Source organism: Aquimarina sp. BL5 (genome assembly GCF_003443675.1).
Classification (GTDB): Bacteria; Bacteroidota; Bacteroidia; order Flavobacteriales; family Flavobacteriaceae; genus Aquimarina.
On the sequence record NZ_CP031963.1, the window covers coordinates 2,644,567 to 2,671,300 of the forward strand.

The 26,734-nt window shown below is 34.3% G+C and carries 18 protein-coding genes; all 18 read right to left on the bottom strand.

The window, feature by feature from the left end:
* Positions 1-18 precede the first annotated feature (18 nt).
* Positions 19-1,002 (bottom strand): cytochrome c oxidase subunit 3, encoded by a 984-nt coding sequence (locus D1818_RS11430; RefSeq protein ID WP_118459086.1) that lies wholly within the window; start codon positions 1,000-1,002, stop codon positions 19-21.
* A 48-nt stretch (positions 1,003-1,050) separates the two neighbouring features.
* Positions 1,051-1,632, bottom strand: coding sequence for a cytochrome c oxidase subunit 3 (locus tag D1818_RS11435; protein WP_118459088.1), 582 nt, complete (start codon positions 1,630-1,632; stop codon positions 1,051-1,053).
* A complete protein-coding gene (gene cyoE, locus D1818_RS11440) occupies positions 1,623-2,525 on the bottom strand; it encodes a heme o synthase (protein WP_118463679.1) in 903 nt (300 codons plus the stop codon). Before cyoE ends, D1818_RS11435 begins: the two co-directional genes overlap by 10 nt.
* A gap of 216 nt (positions 2,526-2,741) precedes the next feature.
* Positions 2,742-3,485, bottom strand: a complete 744-nt coding sequence (locus D1818_RS11445; RefSeq protein WP_118459090.1) for an energy transducer TonB — start codon at positions 3,483-3,485, stop codon at positions 2,742-2,744.
* 110 nt (positions 3,486-3,595) lie between these two features.
* Complete coding sequence (locus D1818_RS11450; protein ID WP_118459092.1) at positions 3,596-4,342, bottom strand: energy transducer TonB; 747 nt, start codon at positions 4,340-4,342, stop codon at positions 3,596-3,598.
* 110 nt (positions 4,343-4,452) lie between these two features.
* Positions 4,453-5,178, bottom strand: coding sequence for an energy transducer TonB (locus D1818_RS11455; protein WP_118459094.1), 726 nt, complete (start codon positions 5,176-5,178; stop codon positions 4,453-4,455).
* Between the two features lie 160 nt (positions 5,179-5,338).
* Positions 5,339-5,665 carry a VanZ family protein gene (locus tag D1818_RS11460; RefSeq protein ID WP_162897274.1) on the bottom strand — a complete coding sequence of 109 codons (327 nt, stop codon included), beginning with the start codon at positions 5,663-5,665 and terminating at the stop codon, positions 5,339-5,341.
* A 52-nt stretch (positions 5,666-5,717) separates the two neighbouring features.
* On the bottom strand, positions 5,718-6,098 hold the full coding sequence (gcvH, locus tag D1818_RS11465; RefSeq protein ID WP_118459098.1) for a glycine cleavage system protein GcvH: 381 nt from the start codon (positions 6,096-6,098) through the stop codon (positions 5,718-5,720).
* Between the two features lie 166 nt (positions 6,099-6,264).
* Positions 6,265-13,515, bottom strand: a complete 7,251-nt coding sequence (gene sprA, locus D1818_RS11470) for a cell surface protein SprA (protein ID WP_233558496.1) — start codon at positions 13,513-13,515, stop codon at positions 6,265-6,267.
* Between the two features lie 5 nt (positions 13,516-13,520).
* Entirely contained in the window at positions 13,521-14,102 is a 582-nt protein-coding gene (gene ruvA / locus D1818_RS11475; RefSeq protein WP_118459102.1) for a Holliday junction branch migration protein RuvA, read from the bottom strand.
* Positions 14,103-14,229: 127 nt separating this feature from the next.
* Positions 14,230-16,545 carry an NADP-dependent malic enzyme gene (locus tag D1818_RS11480; protein WP_118459105.1) on the bottom strand — a complete coding sequence of 772 codons (2,316 nt, stop codon included), beginning with the start codon at positions 16,543-16,545 and terminating at the stop codon, positions 14,230-14,232.
* Positions 16,546-16,685: 140 nt separating this feature from the next.
* The gene (locus D1818_RS11485; protein ID WP_118459106.1) at positions 16,686-18,629 is read right to left on the bottom strand and encodes a trehalase family glycosidase; all 1,944 of its coding nucleotides are present in this window, start codon (positions 18,627-18,629) and stop codon (positions 16,686-16,688) included.
* Between the two features lie 15 nt (positions 18,630-18,644).
* Complete coding sequence (locus D1818_RS11490) at positions 18,645-20,363, bottom strand: sodium:solute symporter (RefSeq protein WP_118459107.1); 1,719 nt, start codon at positions 20,361-20,363, stop codon at positions 18,645-18,647.
* Positions 20,364-20,573: 210 nt separating this feature from the next.
* Positions 20,574-21,497, bottom strand: coding sequence for a tRNA epoxyqueuosine(34) reductase QueG (queG, locus tag D1818_RS11495; RefSeq protein WP_118459108.1), 924 nt, complete (start codon positions 21,495-21,497; stop codon positions 20,574-20,576).
* A gap of 5 nt (positions 21,498-21,502) precedes the next feature.
* Positions 21,503-22,825 carry a cytochrome P450 gene (locus D1818_RS11500; RefSeq protein ID WP_118459109.1) on the bottom strand — a complete coding sequence of 441 codons (1,323 nt, stop codon included), beginning with the start codon at positions 22,823-22,825 and terminating at the stop codon, positions 21,503-21,505.
* Between the two features lie 23 nt (positions 22,826-22,848).
* Entirely contained in the window at positions 22,849-23,871 is a 1,023-nt protein-coding gene (gene ruvB, locus D1818_RS11505; RefSeq protein ID WP_118459110.1) for a Holliday junction branch migration DNA helicase RuvB, read from the bottom strand.
* Positions 23,872-24,029: 158 nt separating this feature from the next.
* Positions 24,030-24,332: a hypothetical protein gene (locus D1818_RS25305; RefSeq protein WP_147406096.1), complete on the bottom strand. Its 303-nt coding sequence runs from the start codon at positions 24,330-24,332 to the stop codon at positions 24,030-24,032.
* Between the two features lie 573 nt (positions 24,333-24,905).
* Positions 24,906-26,726 carry a cbb3-type cytochrome c oxidase subunit I gene (locus tag D1818_RS11515; protein WP_118459113.1) on the bottom strand — a complete coding sequence of 607 codons (1,821 nt, stop codon included), beginning with the start codon at positions 26,724-26,726 and terminating at the stop codon, positions 24,906-24,908.
* Positions 26,727-26,734: the final 8 nt, after the last annotated feature.

The following is a 26,734-nucleotide window of genomic DNA, read 5'->3' on the forward strand; positions in this document are numbered from 1 at the left end:
TATAAATTCTGTTTATTATTATACCAGGTAGAAGAATGTAAATACAAATACCCAAACCAGATCGACAAAGTGCCAGTATAAACCGACCTTTTCTACCATTTCATAATTCTTTCTTCTCTCGTAAGTTCCTAATATTACATTAAAAAATATGATAATATTTATTACAACACCTGATAATACGTGAAATCCATGAAACCCAGTAATAAAGAAAAAGAAATTAGCAAATAATGGCGTTCCGTATTCGTTATGAACTAAATTAGCTCCTTCTACTACACCAATAGCATCTGTATTTAATCTTTTTAGAGATTCTTCTCTAGATAATATTGTTTTTTCTCCTTTATCAGTAAGCACCTGTGTTCTTATCAAAAGATCACTTCTTTTAGAGAAGCCAGCTTTGATCTCATCCACAGTATATGTAGGAAGTGTACCTTCTGAGTCATACCAAATTCCCTTTTTACTTTCGTGCTGCAGTCTTTTCTTATTACTATCTACAATAGCAATATCGTGTAATGCCACTCTATGTCCTTCGGCATCTACAAACTGTAATATTTGACCTCCTTTAGTTTCTATTGCACCATACTCTCCTTTGATGAAGTTTTTCCACTCCCAAGCCTGTGAACCTACGAATATCGCTCCTCCAATAATGGTAAGAAACATATAAAGAATTACTTTCTTTTGTTTCATATGATGACCTGCATCTACAGCTAATACCATGGTTACAGAAGAAAATATTAATATAAACGTCATCAATGCCACGTAATACATTGGTGCATCAACCCCGTGAAGAAACGGAAAGTGATTAAAGACTTCATCCGCTATTGGCCATGAATCGATAAACTTAAATCTCGAAAAACCGTAAGCGGCAAGAAACCCAGAGAATGTAAGTGCATCAGACAGGATAAAAAACCACATCATCATTTTACCATAACTCACCTTGAGCGGTTGATTACCTCCACCCCAAGTTTTACCTTCTGTACCTGTGTTAGCAACAGTTGTTTCCATATATAGAATTTGGTATTGTTAAATTTTCCACAAAAGTAATCAATTTTATTATCTAACGAAATATAAAAATAAAAAGAGATAAACCCACAAAACATCTACGAAATGCCAATACATAGCACCCAGTTCTAAACCAAGGGTTTGCCCTCTTTTATACTTTTGTTTAAAATGATTATAAATTACGACTAAAAGTACTATCAGCCCAACAATTACGTGAACTATATGCAATACTACTATGATATATAAAAAAGTAGGGACGATATTAGCGGATGGTCCTGTAAAATAATATCCTTGCCCCATGATATCTTCAAATCCCTGAAATTGCATAAACACAAATAGGATTCCAAGACTCAAAGTAGTTAATAATAAAATAGTCGCCAAGCTTCGGTTTCCTTTTTCGATTGCAATTTTAACAAAATAAAAAGCAACACTACTTACTATAATAATTAATACACTAGTTATGAAAGCATCTGGAAAAACAAGATCAGTCAACCAATCTTCTCTGGTTTTACTTACCACATAAGCACTGGTTAGACCTGCAAATGTCATAGTCATACTCACCATCGCAAACCACATCATGGTTTTTTTTGCTCTTTTCTGTTTTTCTACTGTTGTTCCTTGCGTTAAATCCATGCACGAATAAATTTATCTGCTACATAAATAATCTGTAGCAATGTAATATAAGACACACTCGCCAGCATTAATTGTTTTGCAGTCTTAGCATCTCTTACTTTATACAAGCGAATTGCATATCTAAACAAAAATCCGCCAAGTATTAAAATTAAAATTCCGGAAACCGGAGTAATATATAATTTACCAGTAACACCAAATACTGGTATTAATGAGGTGATGACTGTCCACAAAGTATAAATAACTACTTGAGTTGCTGTCCCCTTATCTCTCTTACCGGTAGGCAACATAAAGAAACCTCCTTTTTTATAATCATCAAACAAAAACCAACCTATTGCCCAAAAATGTGGGAACTGCCAGAAAAATTGAATCATAAACAAAGTCCCAGGTTCTATTCCAAAATCATTTGTTGCCGCTACCCATCCCAACATAAACGGTATTGCTCCGGGAATAGCTCCAACGAAAACTGACAAAGGAGTTTTAGTCTTTAATGGAGTATATAAACTAACATATATAAAAATTGAAATCGCCCCAAACATTGCTGTCTTTGGATTTATGAAATACAAAACAGAAATTCCTAAAACAGTAAAAATAGCAGCAATTGCAAAAGCTGTATTCACAGACATTCTACCTGATGGAATAGGCCTATCTTTGGTACGATCCATCAAAACATCCAGATCACGTTCTATAATCTGATTAAAAGCATTAGATGCTCCAACCATAAAATATCCTCCAATGGACAAAAGCACCAGTGTACTCCAAGAAATGGTATCAACTCCTAACAAATAGCCGGCCACGGACGAAAAAACTACACTTAATGCCAATCGCATTTTAGTGATCTCTTTAAAATCCTGAATCACAGAAACTTTGGCAGTATCGACTTGGGTTATACTCAAATTTTGCACGTTAACTAAATAGCTTTTTTAAAAAGTTGTGCAAAGATATGTGTTAAAAGGATTTTAGACAACTTATAACTATTTATAATTCAACTTTTAACAACTGTTTTAGCTAAATAAACAGGTTTGAGCATAGTTTCACCTCAATTTTAGCTGGTTAAAAACATAATATTTATCAAAGTAAAAACCCAGCTAAAATTAGCTGGGCCTTATCAATTAATCAAGAACCTTAAAAGTAATTGGTAGAATGTAATTTACTTTTACCGGTTTATTTCCAATTTTTCCAGGTTCCATACTAGAGAATTTTTTAACAACCCTTCTAGCTTCTTTTTCTAAAGCTGGATGTGGGGCTCTTACCTTAACCTCTTTTATAAGTCCATCGGTATCTACCTGAAATTGAACATCAATTCGTTGCAACCCTTTAAGACCATATTCTTCTCCTAGACCAGCATTGAATTTATTAGAAACCAATCTTCGGATTTTACTCGAAAAGCAAGCGATTCTCTCATCATTACTGCTATACTTTTCACAACCTGGATAAATAGGAGCTATAGCTACTTTATCAATAGAATATACAATTTTTTCATCAACACCTACATCAATTATAGAATCAACCGGTGGCGCTTTAGATATTGTTTTATCACCAATTGCAGCCAATTCTTTTTTAAGGTTTTTCAAAGCTGCATTGTTATCAACGACTTTAGGCTTTGTCCAATCAGGCTCTTTAATCTTGTTTGTTTTAACAACTACTTCTTTTTTAGGTTCTTTTTCAATCTTAAAAACATCCACGGTGAAAATAGTCTTATCAATTGTTGTAGAACCAATATCCGGAGGTTTAACCACTGAAACAGCAGTATACATTTCGAACATTACAAAGGCGAATAAAAGGCTTGCAATAAGCCCAATCTGAAAGTTTACCAATGTACTTTTTCGTACATTAGCATCATGCTTGTTACTCATACTATTTAGTTTTAACGTTACAATTAAAATCTGAATCAACAAGCATACCAAAAAGGAATCCCGTATACGATTATCGTAACGGGATTCTTATATTTCAAAACGACCTTTATTTAATCCTGAACTTTAAACACAATTGGCAACTGGTATTTTACCGTTACGGGTGTTTTACGTTGTTTCCCAGGAGTCATCGTAGGGAACAAGCCAATCACTCTTTCTGCTTCTTTTTTAAGCTTGGGATGCGGTGCTCTAACCTGTATATTCTGAATAGTTCCATCCGCAGCGACATCAAATAAAGCGTATATCCTCTGCACACCCTCTAAACCATAATCTTTTCCTAAATCCGTATTGAATTTCCTAGAAATGATCTTACTGATCTTTTCAGAAAAGCAAGCTGCTCTTTCCTTATTGGTTTTTAAACGTTCACAACCAGGAAAGATTGGTACATCTTCTACTGCAGAAAATGGAACATTTGTAGGGATTTCCTCCTCTTCTTTGTCTACAATAGCATCTGGATTAAATGGAGTTGACTCTACCGGTGGATCTTCACTTTTAAACTCATCTGTTAGATCCTCAATAACCTTATCATCTTCAACTACTTCAAACTCTGTAGGATCTGGGATTGGCTCCGGTCTTTTTTGCGCAACCACTTTCTGTTCAGGTTCCTGATAAACTACAAATTGTTCATTCCAAACAAAAGATTCATTTTCCAAGACTATCGGATCCGAAATTATCTTGTCAATTGGTTCTGAAGTATACACTTCGAACATCACATAGGTAAATAATAGACTTGCTATAAGCCCAATCTGAAAGTTTACTAATGTGCCTTTTCGCACATTAGCATCATGCTTGTTACTCATATCATTTAGTTTTAACGTTACAGTTAATTCTAAACACAACAAGCATACCAAAAAAAGAGTCCCTTTTGCTTTTACAACAAAAGGGACTATAATATCTAAAAAAAATTTGTTTAATCTTGAACCTGGAAAACAATAGGTAAAGAATACAGTACTCCTACTGCTTTTCCTCTTTGCTTACCTGGAGTCATTCTAGGAAGCATTTTTACCACTCTCTGAGCTTCCTTCTCTAATCTTGGGTGTGGACCTCTTGCCTGAACTCCTACAATATTTCCACCTCTATCAATCTTAAAACGCACGTATATTCTATTAACTCCGGAAAGACCTAACTCACTTCCAAGTTCTGTATTAAATTTACGGTTAACAAATTTCTTAACCTTATCACTCATACATTTCTTTTTAGCTGCATTCCCTGATTCTTTTTCACATCCTGGAAAAACAGGAACATTTTCGATCACTGCAAAAGGTACATCAGCAATTTCTTCTTCTTCTTCTACGTCTTCTACTTCTTCTACCTCTACAATTTCTTCTTCCTGATTGGTTTCAGTAGATTCTATAATTGTTTCCTCTACTTCTTCTTCATCCTCTACAACATCAATAATTTCTGGTGCTGGTGGTGGAGGTGGAGGTGGAGGTGGTGTATTTAAATTCTGAGTAATAGGAACTTCTTCTTCCTCTAATTCATCAAGATTAACCTGACCTATATCGATATTACTTCTATCATAGGTTTTCCACTCTATACCTTGCCAAGTAACAAATAACACTAAAATCAGCCCTAATTGTAGAAACAAGGCACTTTTTTTGGTTAAATCTGCTTTCGGATTTTTCTTTGGTTCCATATTACAAATGTTATTATATGATTGCTAAAATAGCTAATTTCTTTTGTATTTTCCAACTAATAGTAAAAATGTAAAACAAAAAATACAATTTTTAACTTTTATCAGATTAGAATTATACTGTGATTAGCAACAGCTAATCTAATACTTCTACTAATTAACTTTATCTCATTCTTAAGTTAATCAGCTTATTTTTAAGTGTTTTCAAAATAATTAGAGCAAAAACAATGCCACTAGTATTTGCTAATACGTCATTCCATTCTGGACTTCGATAACTTGTGAGCACCGCTTGAAGAAACTCCATCAAAATCCCAAATAAAAAGCTTAAAACGGCTGCCCAAATTAAACTTTGAGAAAATCTTTTGTGCAATTTTTCCGAATAAAAGAAAAACAAAAACAAAACAATTGCAAAAACAAAATATGCTAACAAATGTCCTATCTTATCACTTCCCTTTATACTAATATTTACAGGAATAAAAACTTTAGCCAAGGACAACCATCCGATCAAGCTAGTGTAAACGCATACCAGCAGGAGCAAATATTTATGCACCAATAAGCTCTTTATAACCATCTGCAGATAAAAGATCATCAATTTGAGAGGCATCAGATATCTTAATTTTCACCATCCATCCATCTCCATACGGGTCACTATTAACTAACTCTGGATCACTCTCCAAAGTTTCATTAAATTCTGCGATCTCTCCAGTTAAAGGTAAAAACAAATCTGAAACTGTTTTTACAGCCTCTACAGTACCAAAAACTTCTTCTTGTTCTAGTTCTTCGCCAACGGTTTCAACTTCTACATAAACGATATCACCTAATTCACTTTGAGCAAAATCAGTGATTCCCACTGTTGCTATGTCTTCGTCAATTTTGATCCACTCGTGATCCTTTGTGTATTTTAAATCTGAAGGAATATTCATCCGAAAAAGTATTTATAAATTGTTATTATTTAGAAGACGAAAATAAATCTATTTTATCAGATTTTAGAAAAACTATATCAAAAATTATTAAAAATTAATTATTAACTAGTTTTCACCTATAAAACCTCATCAAAATTACCACTTGTACCACTCTACTAAAAGACTATTAATTTCCGAAGTTATATCTTAGTGTGAAACCGCCGCGAATTGTAGTCTGCGGGAAAGCTGTGGAGATCGAATATTCAGAAAAGGTATGATCATAAAACAGTAATGCGGTTAAATTTTTACTTAATGCATAATCTGTAGTAAACTTAATACCATAAATATCTTGTCCAGCAGTAACCTGAGTATTATCAATATCTAGATATCTTATAATGGTTTCATTTTGACGAAGTGATAAATCCGCTCTAAAATTAAGATCACTCTTCAAAGTGGTCTTTTTACCGCCAATTCTAGTTACAAATGTCAAATCCTGAACTCTATATCCGAGTCCAATAATATATTCATTCCCTTGGATTTCCGTAAGTAGATTATTATCAAAACTTAAAGATAATGCTCTATCCTTTTTCCATTCCGCCAGAATTTTAATAGAATTCTTCATTTCCATATCAAATCGAATCAGTGGACTAAACTGCTCCGTAAGATTTATATTAGCATACAATTCAGGATTTTTGAAATTATCTCCCTGATCTAATTCATCTGGATTATTTGCATTAAACTCGAGATTTGCTCTGAATTGATTGATGGTGTAATTCGCACGATATCCATGTGCCATAGAAAACCTTTTGAATCGCTTCTTAAACCATTTCAAGTTCATCAAACCGGTGTATTTAATATCCCAATTGGGGAGTGGAACATCTCTAAAAGCTCCTTTCTGAACACTTTCCGCATTCGCACCTGTATATGCAGCAAGAAAAGCTGGTAAGAGCACTGCTTGATTTGTTCTTCCATATCCATTAGGGAAGCCATCACCATCTGAATCCTCTGTAACACCTCTTTCTTGCGCAAGACGCCTTGCAATCACCAATCTATTTTCTCTAAACTTATCAAAAGTTTCAGAATTAAACTCATCACTCTTCTTAAATGCTGTTCCGATCAATAACGTAGAAATCGTATAGTTACCAAACAAATTAGGTGTTAATGATTGGTATTCTAAATCATTATTTACATCTACTCTATAATTTTCTGTGTAGGTTTCAGAATAATTTCTATTAGCACTAATATCAATTTTAAGATCTCGCAATAAATCTACAGAAGCCTGTATATTAAGTTGTCTTCCTTCTACTTCTCTATATTGTTGATTAAACTCTTGATATAAAGTAAGCCATCCATTTCTTGCCGCTAAATCTCTTATTTCTGATTGACTACCAAAAGTAAAACCGACCGTTGGCTTTAATGTTCCAACAAATCCTGGTTCACGCAAATAACCAGGTAAGAAAATACCATTATCTTGTTGATAATTAATATTTACTTTTTTTACAGCGGTAACCAAACCTATTGCCGTATTTAATACTTTATCACCAACAGTAAGCTTGCTGGACTTCTTTTTAGTTCTTTTCTTTTTAGCACCGGCCAAAGCTGGTTTAGATCCATCTTTTTCTTCTCCTGCTTTTGCTGTTTTCTTTTTCTTAGCTTTATTCCTTCCTGGTTTTTTCTTAGTCAAACCGACATACTTATACAAAGTACTCATGTCCAATGAACCATTAACGGTATGCACATTCGCATTCTGAATAGTATTTCCTAAATCAGGTATTCCTTCCAGATTTTTCAAAGCCTCACTCCCTTTAGTCCACTGAAAATCTGCCGAGTACGAATATGTTGCTCTCATAAACTTAAACAAAGGAATCTTGTTAAAAGGAATTTCATAGTTTACTTGTAATTGTTGGCTATGAAAGTTGGGATCTCCTACATCAAACAAACCACTCCATACTCCTATAGAATTATTTATAGAACCATCGTCATCAATAAAATTCTTAACAATTCGATTATTAGCAGAATTAAAACTAAAGTTAAGAGATTTCGTTAAATTATAATTAATTCCGTATTGCCAATCAAAGAGGAAATTACGCTGTGTGAGCGGCGGTAATCCAATATCCTCTGGCCCTAATGTGATATCTCTAAACACTTGTTCGTTAAATTGTCTCGTAATATTAGAATTTACAGAAACACTTGTTGGCAACAGATTAAAATTAAAGTCCTTTATTAAATCAAAGTATTTACTTTTTCCTAAAAGCTTTATCTTTTTGAAAGGCTCAACTTCTTTAGGTTGAAAACTAAAATCATAGGTACCTCCTAAACGGACACTTTGATCTAAAGATTTCTCTATCTCAAAATCTCTATGATCTGTTTGATTATAAGTCCCAGAAAAAGCAAAGTTCTCTACATCATATGGCATTGGTTTACTATCTCCTGTTCTATCTTTTCGGAGCCCTATTACATTAAAACTTTGTCGTTTTGTATAATCAGTTGACTGCTTTAGAATTCTATCTTTTTCATCAGAACTGCCTGCAGCATCTAATCTATCTTGCAATTCAATATCTAAAAACTCTGGATCATACTGCGGGGTAATCAATTCTTCTCCTCTGGTATAATTAAACGGAACTTGTAACCCCCATTTTTTAGGTAGGAGTTGTCCCAAATTCACATTCGTAGTAAGATCGTATTGTTTAACATCCTCGATACTACGCTCATTTGGCCCTTGTTCTATTCCTCCAAAACCTATCGTACTTATTCTACCAGAAGCACTTACTGTAGCAAAGTCCGCAACATTAGCATCCAGACTACCAACAGCCGCCCAGCCTCCTTGATTTTTAAGGTCGCTCAATCGCATTTCATTAAACCATACCGTCCCAGATTGATTTTCTCCACTGGTATTCTTAATCCCTACCATCATAATCTGCACATCTCCAATATTAGGATTACCCTTAATACCTAATCGTAAGTTTCCTAGAGTAGTATTAGGGTCTGGATTTTCTGAATCTGGCCCTATGAGATCACCATTACTATCAAAATAATTTAATTTTGTATTATCAAATGTAGTCGAAGCTCTATTCGAAAAAGATTTTATTTTTTGTAATAAACTCAATTTTAAATTTAACCTATTTGGTATTGGCCACACCTCATCAGGAACCCTACTATTCCTATCCTCCGTTACATCTAAAGGCAACTCTATCTGATAAAAGTTATTCGTGAAATCGTTACCCATTCTTATAAAGGCAACCAATTCTCCATCTGTTAATGTTGTCTGTTCCGGTAGATTCTCTGCATGTATAAACATTTCAAGATTTTCATATTGACGCATATCAACATTAAAACTCTTATAGACACCTCGTGAATCATCATTTTCAAGATTATTCACCGTTAATGCCAGCGATCTTTCATCTTCTCTGATTGTTGTATTATTATTAATCAGCTCTTCTCTTTGTACTCCCGGAGGAGTTACATAATTCGGCGTTTCTTCACTACTAACAGATGTAACAATTACTTCATCACCATTAATGTTCAATCCGCTGGTTGGATCATTTGTTGTATTACCTGCTTGCACATACCTTCTATAATCCCCTCTTACCAAATCCAACGTAGCAAACCTCAAAGTTACCGGTCGATCAAAGTTAGTCACTACCATTCTCATAAAACGGATAGATCTGAAATCATTTTCTCCTATATTTTGCAAACCTGTTGGTTCATAGATAGGAACCTTAAATCGAAGCCATCTGTATCCATGAGTTTGCCCATTAAGTACAGTTCTAACACCCTCCTGTACATCGGTAATATAACCCGTTCCTCCATCATCACCTATACGCATTCCCTGAAAAATAGGTATTTCATATTCATAATAACTATCAATTGTATTCATAGTATTATCACGATTCACATCCTCTGCCGTAGGGAAAGTGGTATTACCACGATCATCATTGGCTACACTGGTCGGAGAATTTCCTTCTATACCGTTATAATCCTTGTAACGTTCTACAATATTCCCTTCAGCTTGAAGATAATAGGTGTAATTATCGTTAGCAGGATCCTCAAGGTCACTGAATCTATCTAAAATAGGATTGAGTTTTTCCTGACTATCACCCAGACCATCATATCCTACATCCTGATTTAGTCTTGCCTGCCCTTCTGTATCAAAGGCATAAATTAAGGACTGATTCACAGGAACTCTTGCGTCACCATACTCAGTTTCGAATACATCCTGATCAGAACCGTCAGCAGGAAGTCCATTTTCATATTGCTTTCTACCATCTTTTAATACATCCTCACTAATATTTCCTAAGTGAAAAGTTATAGTTCCATTTGTTGCTTCAGTCAGTGAACTTTCTCCCCCTCCTGGATCGAAAAACGGATCCATCAACCAAAACTCAATAAACTCTACATTAGATTGTTCGAAATTAGTAGAGGTTAATTGTCTCATTATTCCTCCAAAATTACTTTCGGGATCTGGCAATGTATTCAATTCACTACCTGTAGCGGTATTATTATAGTTATAAGGACCACGCTCAGAAGGCCTGTAATGAAGATCTAATGGAAATAGTGACAATGTCTGACCAGGTGGTCTATCCGTTACAGGAAATATTTCATCAATAAAAACTCTTCTTGAAGCATTAAATTCTACATCCTCATCAGTAACTCCACTAGGCCTAGAATTGCTATAAAATATTGGATCAACAGTATACCAAGAAAGATCTGCTCTTTTGAAACCGGATTCAATACCAACACGAACCTCATCATTACTACGAGGATCAAAACCGATAGGCACACTGGAGAGCTCCCAAGATAAGGCTGAACTTACATCAATTTGTGTTTGTGCGCCTTCAAAATCATCAATATAGGTCGTTACTTCTCCCCCAAAATCAGCCCCTTTTGGTGCTCCAGCAATTAAATATGCACCTTCTGCTCTAATAGAAACATTAGAAGGGACATCTGTATCAATATTAGGTAATTTATTTACCATTCTAGTAAGGAATGGTACTTCGGTAGCATAATTAACATTAAAACCTAAAAGTGTATTATTGATAGGCTCAAAATTATAGCTGGATTTTTGGGTAATTGGTCTTTCATTAAGATTCAAGTACGTACCTCCTATAATAAAATCATCACTAAATTTATGCTCAACATTTATTCCAGTAAAACGCTTAGTCTGTTGACCAAATACTGCATTATTCTCCGTCGAAACCTGAATAGGAGTGTTTGAAGATAGCAATGCTTCATCTAAAATATTAACTCGTCCCAATTGATAATTTACTGTATAATCTACTCCTTCTTGTAAAGTTCTACCCCCAGCAGTAACTGTAACTGATCCTTGTGGAACATTAAAAGCACCTAGTGGAATCCCATCCTGTCCAGAAGATTTATACCGTCCTCTTAACTGAAAATATTTATTATCAGCTCCTTGCTGTTCTGCTATTACCTTTGTTTCTGTATACAGTTCTCTAAAAACATATCTACTTTGGTTTATATTATAAATATCAGGATTATTATAGTCATTGGGGTTTGGCGCACCATCATTATCCAGTTTATTAAAAAGATGCTGTCCAAAAGGTTCTACTGTAGTAAAAATAATCCTTCCGTTTTCTGGATCGATTGTCAATCCGGGAACATAATCAAAGAAACCGTCTCCAGCTCCATCAGCTCCTTGTACTGGATCATTATTCGGGTTTAATCGATCCATATTAAAAACTGTTAACAATCTTGTCTGTTCTACATCATCCGGCAATGCAGGATCAGTAGCACTAGCGCCAGGTGCTTGAGTAATATAATTAACAGGAGAAGGATTAGCATATACTATATTCAATCTAAAATCCTGAGAATCCAATCTAAAAGCTCCTGTATTATAGATGTTTTTCATCATCAAATCCCATATTGGTAGATCAACTCTAAATATTGGACTTTTAAGCATTTTAACTACTAAACTATTACTAGATCCTGATTGAACACCTCCATCTGAATTATCTCCTATCGTAGCATCTACACCATCATTTGCAAATTCTCCAACTTGATACACATCACCACCTTCGGTATACTGAAAAGCTACTGCTAAGACCTCATCGTTATTAAGCTTTTGGTTTAAGGATATATACCCTAATTGTGTATTTAATGTATATTCATTTTGATTTAATTGTCTGGCATTTTCTAAAACTGCATAATCCTCTCCTTCTCTAAAACCAGAAATAGCACCTGTAAAACTTTGCTGAACAGTTGATATCTGACGCACTGCATTAGAAATTGAACCGGTACCTCCGATAGCAGAAGGATCTAAATCATTATTCCCATTATCAGGAAAAGAACCTGCCGGTCGATTAAATAACGAAGTTGGTATTGTAAAATTCCCTCCAATTGGAGATTCACCAAGATCCTGCAGCGCTACAATATTTCTAGCGTCCGTTAACGTCTGTGCGCTGGTCGCTCTATTCGTAACCCAAACCTCAATACGTGTGATCTGTATGTTGTTGTTTATAAAAGGGTAATTTGCAAGAGCATTATCATACGTATCTCTAAAAAAATGAGATAAGAAATAGTGCCTATTATCATCGTACTGCCAAGCATCAATTTCAAAGTCTTCAACTGTTCCTCCTCCTTCTACATTTACGGATCTAGTTTCTGATCGTTGTTCAGAATACACTGCAGTAACACTAGTTCGACCAAACTGTAATCCTAATTTTGCGCCAAAAAGACTTTGCGACCCCTGAATTAAAGAATTATTTATAGGCATGGTTACATTACCAATTTCTATACTTCTTATAATATCATCTTCAGTTGGTGTGTACTCTAATTTTATCTGATTCTGGAAATCAAATGTAGACTCTGTATCATAATTGGCCGTTATCTGAAGTCTTTTACCAACTTTACCCAATAAACTCAAACTTATTCTTTGATCAAAATCAAATGTAAAATTACTTCGGTTTCTAGGAGAAAAAGCGGGGTTATCTTGCTTCGTATATAAAATCCCTAAATCCATTTCTACAGATCCTTGCGGGATTATTTCGATTTCGTTTCCGCCAAAAATAGTTTCGAAAAAGCTCGAATTCACATAGAAAATAGGAAGAAGATTTTTACGCCTTTCTTCACTTCCTTCTGTTTTACCACTAAAAGCGCTTATTTTTTCCTTAAAATAATCTCTTCTCTGCTCCTCTTCTACTAAGCTCTCAAACTCTTCAGGAGTTAGAAAAAGGGGATATTTAACATTAAAAGACCCCAACATTTCACGATAAATATAACGATTAGTAATTGGGTCATATTCGTATTTAGCAACTATGCTATTAGGATCTGGAAGGGAAATCTCACCCAGAGAATATGTTGTACTCGTAGAATCTCGTACAGTTTCATTTTCCTGACCAAAAAGCACTCCCCCATAGAGTACGATTAAACAAACTAGTCTTTTTAAAAATTTAAAATATAAGGAATGTAATGAACTCAATGTTTTTATAAATTTTTTAGTGCTTGTTTAATAATATTTTCAACTGTTTCGACAGGGCTAACCTTTAGAATTTTGTCAACAACTTTTTCTACTTGCTTTCTATTAAATCCAAGGGTTTCTAAAGCAGATAACGCTTCATCTTTGTTAGTATTGTTTTGGGATACAGAAAGTTCATCAATATTATAAACTTTAAGAATTTTATCTTTTAAATCAATTATCAAACGCTGTGCAGTTTTTGCCCCAATACCTTTGATCGATTGTATCGTTGCTACATCATTTGATGCAATTGCATCTTTAATCTGATCAGGATGCAAAGAAGATAACATTGTTCTGGCTGTACTTGCACCAATTCCCGAAACCGAAATCAAAAGTCTAAAGATCTCTCTTTCTGATTTCTCTGCAAAACCAAATAACGTATGCGAATCTTCTTTTACTTGCAGATGTGTATATAGCTTTATTACTTCCTGGTCTGATAATAAAGAAAAAGTATGTAATGAAATATGCAGTATATATCCCACTCCATTACAATCTATTATTACATCAGTTGGATTTTTTTCTACAAGTCGCCCCTTGATTTGTGTAATCATTAGTTAAATGAATGTTAAGCATCCAAAAGTAATAAAATTATACTACAATATGGTTTAAAAAAATAAGCTTCAAAAACTTATCATTTTTGAAGCTTATTAAACTATTAAAATTTGGTCTGTAATTTAATCACTGTACCTCTCCAGAAACTAAAGAAAACATCTCTTTTTCTCTTTTTTCTTTCTCCTGAGCATCTATTACTGCTACGGCAGCAACATTAACCATTTCTTCAACACTTGCTCCTAATTGGAGAATATGAACTGGTTTTTTCATCCCCATCATTATCGGACCTATAGATTCTGAATTATTCAATTCTTTTAGCATTTTATATGTACTATTGGCGGAATCCAAATTAGGAAAAACTAATGTGTTCACCTTACGTCCATTAAGTTTTGAAAACGGGAATTTATCTTTCCGCATATCTCTATTCAAAGCAAAATCCATCTGCAGTTCTCCATCCACGATAAGATCTGGATAGTAACGATGTAAATACGAAACTGCATCTTTTACCTTAGAAGCATTTGGATGCTTTGATGATCCAAAATTAGCATAAGATATCATTGCTATTACAGGATCAACCCCAAACATTTCCACAGTTCTTGCTGTCATTTGGGCAATCTTGGCTAACTCTTTAGAGGTAGGATCAATATTAATAGAAGTATCACTAATAAATAAAGGACCTTTATTGGTCATCATTACATTCATTGTGGCGATTCTTGTCGCTCCTTTTGCCAATCCTATAAGCTCTAGCATAGGTTTGAGCACTGTAGGATAGCTTCGAGAATATCCTGACAATAGTGCATCTGCATCCCCTTCATTGACCATCATAGCGGCAAAATAATTACGCTCTCGCATCAATCGTTGTGCTCCATAAAGTGTTATTCCTTTTCGACTATTATCTTGCCAATACTTCTGAGCATATCTGTTTTTCCTATCAATTTCCTCATCCGCTTTAGGATCAATAATAGTAATTCCAGTAGGATCAAAATCAATCTCCTTCATTAACTCCGCGATAATATCTTTTCGCCCTAATAATATAGGAAAAGCAATTCCTTCTTCTTTTACAGTTTGCGCTGCCTTTAAAACATCCAGATGATCTCCTTCTGCAAACACAACTCTTTTAGGGCTTAGTTTAGCTCGATCAATTAACAATCTTACTAATTTATTATCATTCCCCATCCGCTCCAGAAGTTCACTCTCATATTTATCCCAATCTTCTATTGGTTCTGTAGCAACTCCACTTTCTATAGCCGCTTTAGCAACAGCTGGAGGCACTTTGGCAATTAATCTTGGATCAAAAGGTTTTGGTATAATATAATCTTTCCCAAAATTAAGTCGAGTCTCACCATAAGCTATATTTACTTGCTCTGGAACTGGCTCTTTAGCCAAATCTGCTAAAGCTTTAACCGCTGCCATTTTCATCTCTTCATTAATACCGGTAGCTCTTACATCCAATGCGCCTCTAAAAATAAATGGAAACCCAAGCACATTATTAACCTGATTAGGATGGTCACTTCGACCTGTTGCCATAATAATATCCTTGCGCGTTTGTACCGCTAGATCGTATCTAATTTCGGGATCTGGATTTGCCATAGCGAATACAATAGGATTATCTGCCATTGTCAATAGCATTTCCGGCTCTACTAGATTAGCCATAGATAATCCAATAAAAACATCTGCATCTTTCATTGCATCTTCTAGAGTATCAAGATCCCTATCACTTGCAAATTCTGCTTTTTCTGGCGTAAGGTTATCTCTGTCTTTACGGATAACACCTTTACTATCAGTCATTACTATGTTTTCTGCTTTTGCTCCAAAGGCTTTATACAGTCGTGTGCAAGAAACAGCTGCTGCTCCAGCTCCACTCACTACTATTTTTACTTTGTTAATATCTTTTTCTGCAATTTCTAAAGCATTCAAAAGTGCTGCTGCAGAGATAATGGCTGTTCCGTGCTGATCATCATGCATAACAGGAATATCTAGCTCTTCCTTAAGGCGCCTTTCTATTTCAAATGCTTCAGGAGCTTTTATATCTTCTAGATTAATTCCTCCAAAAGTTGGAGCAATATTCTTTACTGTTTCTATAAATGCATCCACATCTTTTGTATCCACCTCAATATCAAATACATCAATGTCCGCAAAAATTTTAAACAATAATCCTTTCCCTTCCATCACAGGCTTTGATGCTTCGGGCCCAATATCCCCTAAACCCAAAACTGCCGTACCATTAGATATTACAGCTACTAAGTTTCCTTTTGCGGTATACTTATAAACATTTGCTGTATCTTTTTCTATTTCTAAACAGGGTTCAGCTACCCCAGGAGAATATGCCAATGATAAATCTCTTTGCGTTGCATATTTTTTTGTGGGTACTACTTTGATTTTACCAGGAGTAGGTTTTGCGTGATAAATTAGTGCTTCTCTTCGTTTACTTTCGATACTCATACTAAATCAATAAAAATTGTGTGCTATACAAAGGTACAAGTCTATGCGAGATGCAAAAGGCAAAACACAGTAATCTTCAAAAAAATTGAAACTTCAGAAAACTATATGTCTTTTTATGAATTATATTATGAATTCACTACCTAATTACTCTTTTTACTGAAGATATCATCAGGATCTACAAGTTTATCTAATTGAGATTTTAATTTTTCATCTAAAAAACTTAATCCTAACTGATATGATGCATTCATCCACCCAAATCCGCTTGGTGTAATATAATCAAACTCTGTACCTACGTTACCATATTCAGCATACACCTTATGTGTACATTTTACAACATCATATTTTTCAGGGATGGTCCCATTATAATTAACTGCATTTTTTGTGATCATCCATAACCAACGGTATATAAGCTCTTTTGCTTCTTCTTCATATCCATAATCCATAAGACCTCTCCAAATCATCATCTGGTGTGGCGCCCAACCGTTTGGATAATCCCATTGGCGTTGTGGAGCATTAGGATCTTCTTTATTAGCAATATCAGTAGTTGCAGCAACACCGCCTTTCTGAACTAAATTATTGAATAAATTCTTTACCAAAGAGGCAGCCTGTTCTTTAGTACTTAATCCTGCCCAAAGTGGATAGTAATTGGTAGCAGATTCTATTTTTTGTTTTTTCTTGGTCACAAAATTATAATCATAGAAAACCTCTTTTTCGGTATCCCACATTAGATCATTCATTCGTTTTTTCCTTTCCTCTGCTTTCGCTAACCAAAATGAAGACGTATACTCTTTAGAATCTACTTTGAATTTATCTTCAAAAACCTCTTTAATCAAATAGGCAATATCCTGTTCATATTTGAATAACAGACTATTTATTCCAACAGTATTTAAATGAACACAAATATCATCCAATCTATTAGAGGTATCATGACCACTTTCTCTCATAGATCGATCATGGGTAAAATACAAATCAAGTTCTTGATCCTTTATTTCACCCGAATTATACTTTTCTGTAAACTCTTGTAGACCAACTTTATGTTTTTCTGCATACTTATTCAATATAAAGTCAAAATGACCTTGTTCGGTTTCAGGTGGAACCCCAATCCCTTCTCCATAAAAACGACTTAGTCCAGTATTTGTTAGGCGTATTCCTTTTTCCATCCAAACTGTTTCATATTCTTTAATCACCATTCTTAGATTAGCTGTTAACCAATCTCTTGAAACTTGAGGATTTTGTTGATATATTTCTTTCACTAAAGAACTAAAAAAAGGCGGTTGTGTTCTGGTAAGATAATAGCTTCTATTAGCGTTCAGAATCTTTCCATAATGTTCTATTTGATATCCAAAATTATCCGCCATAGACATAGCAAGATCCGCTCGCCCATCAATCAACAATCCTACCGATTCGAAATAACTATCCCAACCATACATCTCATTAAACCTTCCTCCAGGAACTACAAATGGTTTCGCTTTATACTTTCCCTTATCATCTTTAGAGTGAGCTAAATTTAAAATTCCTGGAATGTCATTCAATGTCTTTACATATTCTGGTGTAATTTCTTCCGGTAGTGTTATCACCTTTAGCTTAGGAACTTCTGATTTTATTGATTCAAAATACGTAATAGCTTCTTGATCTTTATAAGGAACATATAATCTAAAAATATCTGTCTCGGATTTAGTATCCTCTAACACTTTTGCTAATCCCGCTTTATCAACTGACCTTGTGAGATTATCCCAATATCTAGTTTTTATTAATCTTGAAATTCGGTTACTCGGAGATTCAGCGATTCTATCTAGAGAAATCGTATCCTCTTTTTCGGCAATTGCCAATTCCTGAAGTAAATTAGATAACTGATATGTTCCTTTTATTTGATTTACTTTTCCGGTAGCGTCAATAAACTCAAATTGCTTTGGACCCTTATCCTCAACCGTTATCTTTTTATCTCCATCCGTATCTTCCTGCTGGATTAACTGTTCTAAGGTTTTAGCATGACCTAAATATGTTATCTTCTCTTCATTTTTACAATTGATGACTAAGAAAGAAAAGAAAAGAACTATGAAATATTCAAACTTAAGATTTTGCATATCTAATTATTTATATTACCAGAAAAAACCTACCACTATAGATGTAATAACTAATAGTATCACCGAAAGAATTCTATAATTTTTATACCATGCCAACCCTTTAAGCTCTTTCGTTTCTTCTGCAAACATCGCTCGTTTATACGTATACTCTTTTACTTGTTGTTCTGATTGCGGTTTAGTAGCTAAACTTACTATTATATGAACAAGAATACAAATAACAAATAACCAAGTAGCTTTTGCTAAAAAGTGTAATTCATTTACTGCAGGAATCCAATCAAATGTTTGTGACATAATCATTAAAAATGCTAATGAAAAACCTGTCAATAAACTCACGATAGACCCATTACCATTGGCACGTTTCCAGAACAATCCTAAAACAAAGGTAGAAACAGCCGGAGGACAGGTATACGCGATAACTAACTGTAGATATGTCCATAATGAATCGCTAACTCTTTCTATAAAAGGCACCCAAGCAATTGCAAGAACCACTAATATGACCGTTGTTATTTGCCCCACCTTAACCAATTGCTTGCTAGTAAGCTCCGGTTTTAGTTGTTTTACAAAATCCATTGTTACTAGTGTAGATGCAGAATTAAATGTCGCAGAAACCGATGACATCATTGCTGCCATTAATCCAGCTACTACAAGACCTAATACTCCTACAGGTAATAATTGAAATAATAATACAGGATATGTAAGATTAGGACAATCTGCAAGATTGTTACAAATAGTACCGTCAGTTAATGCATAATTAAGACCTGTAATATCCAAAGTACTAAACAGCAACAAGGCTAATACACCTGGAACTACCATAATAAAAATTACAGGCAACTTTAATAAGCCTGCAAACAGCGCACCCCAACGTCCGTGGTTAAGATCCTTAGCTCCCAAAACTCTTTGTACCATAAATTGATTATTTGCCCAAAAGTAAAACCCAAGCAATGGCACTCCAGTTAATAATCCCCACCAAGGCATGAATTCATCATTATCTGGCCTAACAAGACTAAAGACTTCATCTGAGTTAGTAGGTATATACTTTCCTTCAGCTAAACGATCTCCAAAATTCACTTCTCCGGCAGATAACATTCCATCAAGTTTAGCCGTCATTGCTGACCATCCTCCACCAAGCTGATCAAAAGCGAAATATGTTAACAAACAAGATCCAATTATCAGTAAAACGGCTTGTATAACTTCGGTCTGAATTACAGAATTTAATCCTCCTGGAATTGTATAAGCTGCTGCTGCAACTGCTAGTATTACTAAAATCAAAGTAGAATCCATTGAAGGAAACAACAAGGTTAAAACAATCTTACCAACATAAAGACCTGATGCAGTATCTACTAAAATATTACCAACTACCGTTATAAATGAAAAATAATAACGTGATCTTTTATCGTATCTTCTTTCTAGAAATTCTGGCATTGTATACACACCTGAGCGCAAATAGAACGGAAGAAAGAAAATAGCAAAGAAAATCAATACGACAACCGCAAACCATTCGTAATTATATACATTAATATTGGTTTGATACGCATCTGAAGCTAGTCCTACTAAAGTAGAACTGGATATATTAGCAGAAAATAAAGCGATACCAACGATTGGCCATGTCATTGTTCTTCCTCCTAAAAAATAATCTTCCGAACTTCCTCGTTTTGATTTAGAAATTCCATAGATAATGATCCCGATGAGATACACGACAATTACTGCAATGTCGATATAAGATAATTCATTCATGTGTGAAAGATTTAAATGCTTTATATAATTTTTTTACTTCTTAGAATGTCAGTAAAAAAACGATATGAGTTAAATTTAGTTAATTATTAAGCTAAAAATCTGATGAATATACAAGTTTATCCTAAAATTATTAACGGTTTTATACCAAAAGCAGTTAAAAACATCTATACAACCGTTTGTATTATGTAATCTTCAAAATAATAAAAGTTTTTATTTCAAAAACTTAATATTTCGGCTTAACCCTGAAAACTTGGTTCGTTTCACGGCTGATTTTTGAAATACTTTAGAAAATACTTCTTGGGTAATTTCTTCCCAATCTTTCTTAGTCATTTCTAGTAATTCTGGCTTTGGATTAAAAAGAGGTTCATTATGAGATTTAGAAAAACGATTCCAAGGACACACATCCTGACATACATCACAACCAAACATCCAATTATCAAATTTTCCTCTATAATCAGAAGGTATTTCTTCTTTTAATTCAATGGTAAAATAAGAAATGCACTTGCTACCATCTACAACATATGGGTCTACGATTGCTTGTGTGGGACAGGCATCTATGCAAGCCGTGCAAGTTCCACAATGGTCAGTCACTGGAGTATCATATTCCAGCTCCAAATCCACAATCAATTCTGCAATAAAATAATAAGATCCGACTTTTTGAGTTAGTAGATTACTATTCTTACCAATCCATCCTAATCCGCTTTTTGCTGCCCAGGCTTTATCCAGCACTGGCGCCGAGTCCACAAAAGCTCTTCCATTTACTTCTCCTATCGTTTCGGTAATAAATTCTTGTAGTTGTTTTAGCTTTTGCTTTATAACGTGATGATAATCCTGACCATATGCATATTTAGAAATTTTGGGAGCATCGGGATCTTTTTGTATATCAGAAGGGAAATAATTAAGTAATAATGATATCACACTTTTAGAACCTTCAACTAACTTGGTTGGGTCAAGACGCTTGTCAAAATGGTTTTCCATGTAAGACATTTGTCCATGCATATTTTTATTCAGCCATGTTTCTAATCTAGGTGCTTCTTGCTCTAAAAACTCTGCTTTACTAACACCACAAGACAGAAAACCGAGGCGTTGAGCTTCGGTTTTTATTAATTGTGTATGTATAGATTTAGTGTCCAAAGTTCTTATCTTTTTTCAAACTTTAATATTGCATTCACCGGCTTTAATGTTATTAATGGCTTAATCTCAATTTCTGATATGGATGTCGAAATTTTATATTTCTTGATTAACTCACTCACTGTATAAATCATTTCATACATAGCAAAATTACTACCTACACACATTCTTGGACCGGCTCCAAAAGGAAAATACCAATTAGAATATTCTTTCTTATTATCAGAATGAAATCTATCAGGGTCAAACTTTGTAGGGTTTTCCCAAAAGCTCTCATGTCTATGTATTTCAAAAAATGAAATAAGAACTGTAGTCCCTTTTCGTAATTTGATATCCTGATATTCGTCATTTTCTATATTCACACGATCGGAGAAATACGCTGGTGGATATAGACGCATTGCCTCTTCCACACACTGGGTAGTATATTTACTCTTCTGAAATTGTTCCATTAGTGACAGCTCTTCTGAATCAAACTCGCTAGCTTCCTTAAATACTTTATTTTGAATCTCGGGATGCAATGCCAATAAGCTTAAACAAAAAGACAATGCATTAGAAGTGGTTTCGTGTCCTGCAACAAATAAAATCAATATTTCATCGATCAATCTTTCATTATCCATAGAACTACCATCTTCATATTTAGAATTCAACAACATATCTAATAGATCATCATATGTATCTTTCGATTTTCGTCTTTCTTCAATGATATTGTCCAGTATATCGCGAGCTTCTTGGGTTAACTTCAGTGTACTTTTAATTTGACCACTAAGATGAAACCACCATCTTTTATATGGCTGTCTAATTTCTCTAATTAAAGATTTTTGTGCAGTTTCGGTTATATGCTGTAACCTAGCCATAGTATTACCTGTATCAGTGTAACTGAACAATGATTTTGCAACCACCTTAAAAGCCAAATCATTCATTAATGGATAAATATCCGCTGAGACATTGGGTTCTATTCTAGAAAGTTCTTCACAAATTGTTTCTCTAATTGTATTTGCAATTACATCTATCTTCTTTTTGTAAAATGCTGGCTGTATTAATCTTCTTTGTCTTAACCAATGATCTCCATTAGAGGTTAACAGACCATTACCTATATATCTTGCCAATTCTTTACTCTGCAATGGTGATTTATGATACTTACGATGTTGATTTTGCAACATATGTTTTGCAAAACCAGCATCTCTAGTGAAAATAACAGAATTTCCAAATCCCAAGTTTACTTCGAATACATCTCCATGCTTTTCGAAATTCTTATTATGAAAGGGTAAAGGGTTACTCAAAATGTTTTTAGCATTTTTGAGAACTTGAAAAAAGGAGACTTTAGGGATTACCATATTTTTATTTTTACCGAACTGAATTAAAACAATCCTCCTTGGATTCCTCCTTTTATGCGACCTAGGTGTTTATAAGCTGCTTCCGTCACCTCTCTACCTCTGGGCGTGCGCATGATAAATCCTTGCTGAATTAAAAAAGGTTCATATACTTCTTCAATAGTTTCGGCACTCTCACTTACAGCGGTTGCGATAGTAGTCAATCCTACCGGACCTCCTTTGAATTTATCAATCATAGTAGTTAGAATCTTATTATCCATCTCATCAAGCCCATGGGCGTCCACATTAAGCGCTTTAAGAGCGAATCTAGAGATCTCTATATCAATCTTACCGTTACCTTTAATCTGTGCAAAATCACGCACTCTACGCAGTAAAGCGTTAGCTATTCTTGGAGTCCCTCTGCTTCTTCCTGCTATTTCGATCGCTGCTTCCATAGAGATAGGAACATTTAATATATGTGCGCTTCTTTCTACGATGGTAGCTAATAATTCTGTAGTATAGTATTGTAATCTTGATTGAATGCCAAAACGAGCCCGCATAGGTGCCGTTAACAAACCTGACCTGGTTGTTGCTCCAACTAACGTAAACGGATTCAAGTTAATCTGAACAGTTCGAGCATTTGGACCACTTTCGATCATAATATCAATCTTGTAGTCTTCCATAGCCGAATACAAGTATTCCTCTACGATTGGACTCAATCGATGAATTTCATCTATGAATAAAACGTCTCTATCATCAAGATTGGTCAATAATCCCGCTAAATCACCTGGTTTGTCCAAAACTGGTCCTGAAGTAACTTTAATTCCCACTCCTAATTCATTAGCAAGAATATGTGCTAATGTAGTTTTTCCTAATCCTGGAGGCCCATGAAATAGCGTATGATCTAGTGCCTCATCTCTTAAATTAGCAGCTTGAACAAAAATCTTTAGATTCTCAAGCACCTGATCCTGTCCAGCAAAATCCTCAAATGCAAGAGGTCTTAAAGCTTTTTCTATATCCAGATCTTCATTAGAATAGTTTTCGCTTGATGGATTCAGGTTTTCGTTCATAAAAGTCAATTTTCAATATTCCTTAACAAAGATAACATAGTAACTGTGAAAAATTATTTTGATTTAACATCAAATTTTCCAAAGGAGTTTTCATTAATTTTGAAATTAATTTATCACCTCAATCAAATAACTCCTGCTACAAAGAATAACCTATTATACTAAATAAAGTTAGAATCACTATTTTCTTCTAATGGCTTAGCACTTATTAAAAATTTTAAATAGAAAAGCATAGCCACAATATCCGCCGAATATATAATGGCTTCAAAAATGGAATTACGGTAGTATAACTCTTGGATAGGCACTAAAGCATTTACCAAAATACAACTACTTGCCGCAATTAATAAATAATAAGAATATGTATAACGATTTCTTATGTAAATTATAAAACTACATCCCAGGAAATAAAACAAGGAAACCATAATCATTACTGCATAGGCTATAGAACTCTCTAAGCTAGGCATTATTGTGAGATTAAATATAGAAAAGGCAAGGTAAATAACCAACAACAAGCCAATTAATACAGAAGGAGAAAACATCTCTTTATATCTAATATCCCTAAAAGATATAAAAGGCATCAAAAGGTAAGAACTTAACAAATAATAAGATGATAGTAATATCCCTATATAATTAAAAAATCGATCAAAATCACCTAAGACAAAGAAGTCATTTATAATAATTACTAAGATAATTAAAGGATATAAAACATTAACTTTTCTTCTGTTTTCGAAATAGATCCAAATTAATGTCAGAGATGAAATAGGTTTTATAAAAATCAGTTCCTCGTTTCCAAAAAACAACCCACAAAAAAAAACTATTACTACAGTTATATAACAAAAGACATGTGCTAGGGAGAAGGAGTTCAATTTTTATAATTGTATTTATAGCCTAAAATAAAACTAAAATTCAACTTAACAAATTACCAAGTAGCATCTTTTAAATTATAAACCAGATCATTTGAAGGTTTTTCATAAAAAGAAAAGCCTTTTCAAGAAAATGAAAAGGCTTTATATATTTTTATTAAGTGTAAACTGCTTCTAATGATGCATTTCTTCTTCTCCATCTTGTAGCGGAGTGATCTGAGAAACATAATCCTGTCCGGCAATCACATATTCACCATCTTCATTAGTCTTACTATAATCATAAGGCCATCTGTATACGTGAGGAATCGCTCCAGGCCAATTACCATGCAAATGCTCTACAGGAGTAGTCCATTCCATCGTATTTGATTTCCATGGATTTTGTACAGCTTTCTTTCCGTAGAAGATAGAATGTATAAAATTATATAAGAATACTAACTGAGCAGCAGCTGTAATCAATGCGAAAACAGTAATCAACACATTAGTATCCGCTAAATCATCAAAGTATGGAAAATTACTGTTTGTATAATAACGTCTTGGTAAACCGGCCATACCAATAAAATGCATTGGAAAGAACACACCGTAAGCTCCTATCGCTGTCACCCAGAAATGTACATACCCAAGATTCTTATTCATCATTTTACCATACATCTTAGGAAACCAATGATATACTCCTGCAAATAAACCATATAACGCAGAGATACCCATTACTAAGTGGAAATGCGCTACTACGAAATATGTATCGTGAACGTTGATATCCAGCGTACTATCTCCAAGTATAATTCCAGTAAGACCTCCTGTAATAAATGTAGATACCAATCCTATAGAAAATAACATCGCAGGATTGAGCTGGAGATTACCTTTCCAAAGTGTAGTTATATAATTAAATGCTTTTACTGCCGATGGTATCGCTATCAATAGTGTTGTAAAGGTAAATACAGAACCTAAAAATGGATTCATCCCAGAAATAAACATATGGTGTCCCCAAACAATTGTAGATAAAAACGCAATTGCTAAAATCGAAGCGACCATCGCTCTATATCCAAATATGGGTTTACGAGCGTTTGTTGCAATAATTTCAGAAGTTATACCTAATGCTGGTAATAAAACAATATATACTTCAGGGTGTCCTAAGAACCAAAATAAGTGTTCAAAAAGTACTGGTGACCCTCCCTGATTATGTAACACCTCTCCTGCAATATAAATATCACTTAAATAGAATGAAGTTCCGAAACCTCTATCCATAATAAGTAATAGTGCTGCAGATAACAATACCGGGAATGATACAATACCGATAATAGCTGTTACAAAGAATGCCCAAATAGTTAATGGCATGCGCGTCATTGACATACCTTTGGTACGTAAATTAATTACCGTCACTACATAATTTAATGAACCTAATAAAGAAGATGCAATAAAAATTGCCATCGACACTAACCATAATGTCATTCCTGTACCGGATCCACCAATAGCCTGCGGTAAAGCACTCAACGGAGGATAAATTGTCCAACCAGCAGATGCAGGTCCTGCCTCTGCAAAAAGAGACAATACCATAATTACACTACTTAAGAAGAACAACCAATATGAAATCATATTTAAAAAACCTGAAGCCATATCTCTAGCTCCAATCTGTAATGGAATTAAGAGGTTACTAAATGTACCACTTAAACCAGCTGTCAATACAAAAAATACCATAATAGTACCATGTATTGTTACCAGAGCTAGGTACATACTTGGATCCATCACACCGTCTTGTCCGAACTTACCTAATAATACTTCAAAAATCGTAAATTTATGGTCAGGCCATGCTAATTGCATTCTAAACAATAAAGACATTGCAATACCAATAATCCCCATAATCAAACCAGTAATTAAATACTGTTTGGAGATCATTTTATGATCCTGACTAAAAATATATTTAGTTATAAATGTCTCTTTATGATGATGTCCGTGATCGTGATCTTCCTCGTGACCATCTACGTGTGCTATTGCTGACATACAGTTAT

Bases quoted from the DNA above. Each gene is read 5' to 3' on its own strand.
- D1818_RS11485 (WP_118459106.1), bottom strand. From the start codon at position 18,629: ATGCAAAATCTTAAGTTTGAATATTTCATAGTTCTTTTCTTTTCTTTC.
- D1818_RS11435 (WP_118459088.1), bottom strand. From the start codon at position 1,632: ATGGATTTAACGCAAGGAACAACAGTAGAAAAACAGAAAAGAGCAAAA.
- D1818_RS11515 (WP_118459113.1), bottom strand. From the start codon at position 26,726: ATGTCAGCAATAGCACACGTAGATGGTCACGAGGAAGATCACGATCAC.
- D1818_RS11445 (WP_118459090.1), bottom strand. From the start codon at position 3,485: ATGAGTAACAAGCATGATGCTAATGTACGAAAAAGTACATTGGTAAAC.
- D1818_RS11430 (WP_118459086.1), bottom strand. From the start codon at position 1,002: ATGGAAACAACTGTTGCTAACACAGGTACAGAAGGTAAAACTTGGGGT.
- D1818_RS11455 (WP_118459094.1), bottom strand. From the start codon at position 5,178: ATGGAACCAAAGAAAAATCCGAAAGCAGATTTAACCAAAAAAAGTGCC.
- ruvA (WP_118459102.1), bottom strand. From the start codon at position 14,102: ATGATTACACAAATCAAGGGGCGACTTGTAGAAAAAAATCCAACTGAT.
- D1818_RS11480 (WP_118459105.1), bottom strand. From the start codon at position 16,545: ATGAGTATCGAAAGTAAACGAAGAGAAGCACTAATTTATCACGCAAAA.
- D1818_RS11490 (WP_118459107.1), bottom strand. From the start codon at position 20,363: ATGAATGAATTATCTTATATCGACATTGCAGTAATTGTCGTGTATCTC.
- ruvB (WP_118459110.1), bottom strand. From the start codon at position 23,871: ATGAACGAAAACCTGAATCCATCAAGCGAAAACTATTCTAATGAAGAT.
- D1818_RS25305 (WP_147406096.1), bottom strand. From the start codon at position 24,332: ATGCCTAGCTTAGAGAGTTCTATAGCCTATGCAGTAATGATTATGGTT.
- D1818_RS11500 (WP_118459109.1), bottom strand. From the start codon at position 22,825: ATGGTAATCCCTAAAGTCTCCTTTTTTCAAGTTCTCAAAAATGCTAAA.
- D1818_RS11450 (WP_118459092.1), bottom strand. From the start codon at position 4,342: ATGAGTAACAAGCATGATGCTAATGTGCGAAAAGGCACATTAGTAAAC.
- gcvH (WP_118459098.1), bottom strand. From the start codon at position 6,098: ATGAATATTCCTTCAGATTTAAAATACACAAAGGATCACGAGTGGATC.